This is a genomic window from Oleiphilus sp. HI0043 (genome assembly GCF_001634935.1).
Genome location: NZ_LWEY01001161.1, coordinates 1 through 4,795, shown reverse-complemented (window position 1 = coordinate 4,795; position 4,795 = coordinate 1). Strand labels below are relative to the sequence as shown.

At 42.8% G+C, this 4,795-nt stretch carries 5 protein-coding genes; 4 read left to right on the top strand and 1 reads right to left on the bottom strand.

Features of this window, described 5'->3' with window-relative positions; genetic code table 11:
- Window positions 1–1,117 (top strand): MBL fold metallo-hydrolase (locus tag A3729_RS13400; RefSeq protein WP_082882099.1); only part of this gene is annotated, 1,117 nt, incomplete at its 5' end.
- A gap of 487 nt (window positions 1,118–1,604) precedes the next feature.
- On the opposite strand, the gene A3729_RS13395 is transcribed toward A3729_RS13400, so the two are convergent.
- The gene (locus A3729_RS13395; protein WP_068633984.1) at window positions 1,605–1,784 is read right to left on the bottom strand and encodes a hypothetical protein; all 180 of its coding nucleotides are present in this window, start codon (window positions 1,782–1,784) and stop codon (window positions 1,605–1,607) included.
- A gap of 203 nt (window positions 1,785–1,987) precedes the next feature.
- Here A3729_RS13395 and A3729_RS13390 point away from each other — a divergent pair, with 203 nt between their 5' ends.
- The 3 genes from A3729_RS13390 to A3729_RS13380 form a co-directional block, all read left to right on the top strand.
- Window positions 1,988–2,998, top strand: coding sequence for a GSU2403 family nucleotidyltransferase fold protein (locus tag A3729_RS13390; protein ID WP_068633983.1), 1,011 nt, complete (start codon window positions 1,988–1,990; stop codon window positions 2,996–2,998).
- A 307-nt stretch (window positions 2,999–3,305) separates the two neighbouring features.
- Window positions 3,306–4,472, top strand: a complete 1,167-nt coding sequence (locus A3729_RS13385) for a nucleotide sugar dehydrogenase (RefSeq protein ID WP_068633143.1) — start codon at window positions 3,306–3,308, stop codon at window positions 4,470–4,472.
- A gap of 56 nt (window positions 4,473–4,528) precedes the next feature.
- A partial coding sequence (locus tag A3729_RS13380) for an MBL fold metallo-hydrolase (RefSeq protein ID WP_156497944.1) occupies window positions 4,529–4,795 on the top strand: 267 nt, incomplete at its 3' end.

Here is a 4,795-nt window from a genome sequence, read left to right as displayed (position 1 = left end):
GCCGTCGGCTGTGCTTTTACCGCTGGTACTGGAAGATGCGGTGAAGATTGGTTTCACCCGTAATAAACAGATGATCCGACAATTTATGTCGGTGCTTAAGCAGCGTATTGTGCCGCTCAAATATGGTGATTTGTATTCAGTCTTTGAAGGTTTAGATATTTGCTTACAGCCAGCAGGTCATATTCTTGGCTCTGCTTATGTTGAGTGTCGTGTGAGTCAAGAGGGTGAAGTGCATCGGCTTGTCTTTTCGGGTGATTTAGGCGCTCCTCACTCTCCTTTGTTAGCCGCGCCGAAGCCTCCTGAAGCATGTGATACCTTGGTGATTGAAAGCACTTATGGCGATAAGAATCATGAAGATCGACGCTCTCGTCGGCAGCGACTTAAGGCAGTGATCGAGAGTGCTGTTCAAGACAGAGGTGTGGTCTTGATTCCTGCGTTCAGTATCGGCCGCACTCAGGAGCTATTGTATGAACTTGAGTCATTGATCTATGAGCTTAAAGATAAAGCCGATCAGGGGGCGCTGAATTGGGCTGAGCTTGAAGTGATAGTCGACTCACCTTTGGCCAACGACTTTACTGATACCTACCGACAACTAAAACCTTTTTGGGATGCAGAGGCTCAAAGTCGGGTAGCCGTGGGTCGACACCCTCTGTCATTTGAAAATTTACTCACGATAGATGATCATCAAACTCACCTCGACACAGTGAATTATTTAGCAAAGACGGCTCGCCCAGCCATTGTGATCGCCGCTAGCGGTATGTGTGCTGGTGGACGTATTGTTAATTATTTAAAAGCCTTAATTGAAGATAAGCGTACTGATATTCTGTTTGTAGGTTATCAAGCTGAGGGAACTGCAGGGCGAGATATTCAAACTTACGGGACACGAAATGGCTATGTCGAGCTAGAGGGTAAGCGCTATACGATTAATGCCGCTGTACATACGATCTCGGGTTACTCTGCGCATGCAGGTCAGGAAGACTTGCTGAACTTAGTGCAAGGTATGAATGCTAAGCCTTCAGAAATAAGAATTGTTCATGGTGATGATGACGCGAAGAGGGCTTTAAAACAGGCGCTACGGGAATTATTGGGGGAAGAGGTCAGGCTGGTTATCCCTTAAAGATTAAGACACAAAAGACGGTTCACCACCGAGGACACAGAGCGGCCTGCGGACTACACCGAGAAAAGACAAAAAGTTTTTAGTATTTCTTAATCTCTTCCTCTGTGCAGCGAAGCGCCCGGTGTCCTCTGTGGTTCATCGGTTTATCCCATAATGATCAAAACACAAAAGAAGGTTCACCACCGAGGGCACAGAGCGGCCTGCGGCCTACACCGAGAAAAGACAAAAAGTTTTTAGTATTTCTTAATCTCTTCCTCTGTGCAGCGAAGCGCTCGGTGTCCTCTGTGGTTTATTGGTTTATTCCTTAAAGATCAAAACACAAAAGACGGTTCACCACAGAGGGCTCAGAGCGGCCTGCGGCCTACACAGAGAAGAAAATTTAATTTTTTCTAAGTTTATTGTGTTGTTAAGTGAATCAATGGGGTCAGACTCGATTGAAATTATTCTGTTGGAATATAGCGCGTGCGTTGGTAAGCGTTCGGTAATCTCACTTACTGAAACCAATTAACTCCCAACTCCGTATCACCTCTCGAATAAACCCGTGCTTAATCAAGCGCTCTCGATGAACTCTACTAAGTTGTTTCGTTTGAATGGCGACAACACCAGCACTTTGTAATTCACTTAACTTCTCTAGTGAACCAGCTAGCTTATTTGAGGCTTCGTTCATGTGATTTACCCAATAGAATAAGAATCAATATGAAATCTAGGTTTAGTTGAATTTTCTTTTATAGGGTTAAGTGTATCATCATATATAGGGATTCGTGTATTGTTATTTCTAGGCTTATAGGCGCCCTTTTTATTTAACTAATATTAAATTCTTTGTGGTATAAAATTAGTTAATTAATATACCATTAAGTTAACGGTGCACTTATGTCATTTCTTTCAGTATCCAATCAACAGGCGAAGGTTATTGTCGATGCTCGGCAAAGCTTTGAGGCATGGAAAAGAGATGATGCCTGGAAGTCCGAATTTACTGGTTCAATGCATTGGAAAGTCATTAAAGGTAAGCAGTACTTGTATCGGGGCTACACGGGAGGCAAGAATATTTCTCTCGGTGCGCGTAATGCAGAGACTGAAGAGCTTAAAGCTAAATTTGAGGGTGATGAGAATGCTGCCCTTAGTCGTGAAAAGCTATCCCTTCAACAAGTAAAAATACATGCTGCTTTTTTACGTGCTGTTAGCTTGAACCGTTTTCCTGTAGCAGGTGCAAAGGTAATTAGGGCTCTTCAAAAGCAATCTATTCCGCATAAAATAATCGAAACCAATGCGATGTATGCCTATGAAATTGCGGGAGGAGTGCTCTTCAATTCAGATCATCTGGCGACACAAGACATTGATGTACTCTTCGACTCACGCCAATGCCTAAAAGTTGTATCGAGCCTGGATCAAGGCTCATTGTTAGGTTTATTACAGAAAACGGATAAAAGCTTCCAGCCTCTTAGTGATTCGCCACGAGAGTTTGCAGCAGTGAATGCCCAGCAGTACCGAGTTGACTTTATCACCCAGGGAAAACCTCAAATGCAAGCAAGTGAGTTTGAAAGTCTGCTTGATGATAGTGACTTGTTGCCAGTAGAAATTGATTCGCTAAAGTGGGTGCTATCTGCACCAACATTTGAACAGATAGTGTTTGATTCAAAAGGGATGCCGGTTCGGCTAAACGCTATTGATCCTCGTGCTTTTGTGCTTCACAAGTGGTACGTGAGTAAACAGCCTGATCGAGACCGAGTGAAAGCTGTTCGAGATGAAAGTCAGGCGCGTAGTGTCGCAAGTTTGCTAAGGAGTCAGTTAACACACCTATCTTACGGCAAGGCTATCAATAAAATCTTTCCTTCCCGCTTGCAGGATCAGGTAAGCAAAGACATCGACGAATTTGATTTGTGATGTTTTGGGGGGAGGCAATATAAACTTTGTATCACCTAAGCGTAAAGTATTGCCTTATTTATTAATTCAAGAAGATCAGAGAGCGCGAAAGATTCAGGGGCTTTCTTAAGCAGCTTGAGGAGCATTGACGGGTCTAGTTTATCGGTCATAATTGCGCCTATATTATAATATATAGGACATAACTCTATTTAATATGGCTGATAAAGTAAGGTTCACCGACCTCCTATATTCTTATTACTGATTTTATGAATTGGCGCAAGTATAATGGCCATAGATAAAATATCTTAAGTCAACAGCAGGTGAGTTAATGAAAATAGCAATCGCAGGGACGGGCTATGTCGGCCTATCAAATGCCATGTTACTGGCGCAGCATAATGAAGTCGTTGCCCTGGATATTGACAAGAACAAGGTTGCTTTATTGAATGATAAGCGTTCGCCTATTCTTGATCCGGAAATTGAGCACTTTCTTCAAAATAAAGAACTTAATTTCAAGGCTTCGTTGGATAAAAAGGAAGCTTATAAAGACGCAGCGTTTGTCGTGATTGCTACTCCGACTGATTATGATACGGAAACCAATTACTTTAATACCTCATCTGTTGAATCAGTTATTCGAGACGTTCTTGAAATTAACCCCAGCGCCATGATGATTATTAAGTCTACGGTACCTGTTGGCTTTACCAAACGCGTTCGTAGCGAGTTTGATACAGTCAATATCGTTTTCTCTCCTGAGTTTCTTCGAGAAGGGAAGGCACTACATGACAACCTATACCCATCACGAATTATTGTTGGCTCACAAAGTGAACTGGCAAAGACATTTGCAGCTTTGCTCGCTCAAGGAGCAGTCAAGGAAGATATCGATACGCTATTTATTGATTCAACAGAAGCTGAAGCGGTTAAATTATTTTCTAACACTTATCTCGCTATGCGTGTTTCGTATTTTAATGAGCTGGATAGCTATGCAGAATCCCATGGTTTGGATACTCAACAGATTATCCAAGGTGTCAGCTTAGATCCACGAATCGGAGGGCATTATAATAACCCTTCATTTGGTTATGGTGGATATTGCTTACCGAAAGATACTAAGCAGCTATTGGCAAACTTTAAGGATGTTCCAAATAACCTGGTGCGTGCGATTGTTGATTCGAATACGACTCGAAAAGACTTTATTGCAGATGCAATCATCAAAAAGAACCCCACAGTGGTAGGCGTTTACCGCTTGGTCATGAAGTCTGGTTCAGATAATTTCAGGGCGTCAGCTATACAAGGGATTATGAAGCGAATAAAAGCAAAAGGTATAGAAGTCGTTATTTATGAGCCTACGTTTAATGAAGACTCGTTCTTTCATTCTCGTGTGATTAAAGACCTTAGTGAGTTCAAGAAGCTTTCTGATGTTATCGTTGCTAACCGTCGTTCTGAAAACCTGGCTGACGTGGAAGAGAAGGTTTACACGCGGGATTTATTTGGCAGTGATTAATTTTAGTTATCCCTAATCTAAACAGCAAAGGGGTGTAAGCCCCTGTGGACAAAACAATGAAAATCCTACACCACGGAGCGGTGAATGGCGTAACGGGTTCGTGTCACGAGCTTCGAATTTCCGATAAAAACAGTTCTGAACAACAAGGTATTCTGATTGATTGCGGATTGTTTCAAGGGGCCGAGACCTCTGGGCAGTCGAGTGAAAGCCAGCTTGAAATCGACTTCCCAGTTTCTCATATTAAAGCGCTTGTCGTGACCCATGTTCATATCGATCATGTCGGGCGCATTCCTTATCTTCTCGCTGCTGGCTTTGATGGGCCG

Bases quoted from the DNA above. Each gene is read 5' to 3' on its own strand.
- A3729_RS13395 (WP_068633984.1), bottom strand. From the start codon at position 1,784: ATGAACGAAGCCTCAAATAAGCTAGCTGGTTCACTAGAGAAGTTAAGT.
- A3729_RS13390 (WP_068633983.1), top strand. From the start codon at position 1,988: ATGTCATTTCTTTCAGTATCCAATCAACAGGCGAAGGTTATTGTCGAT.
- A3729_RS13385 (WP_068633143.1), top strand. From the start codon at position 3,306: ATGAAAATAGCAATCGCAGGGACGGGCTATGTCGGCCTATCAAATGCC.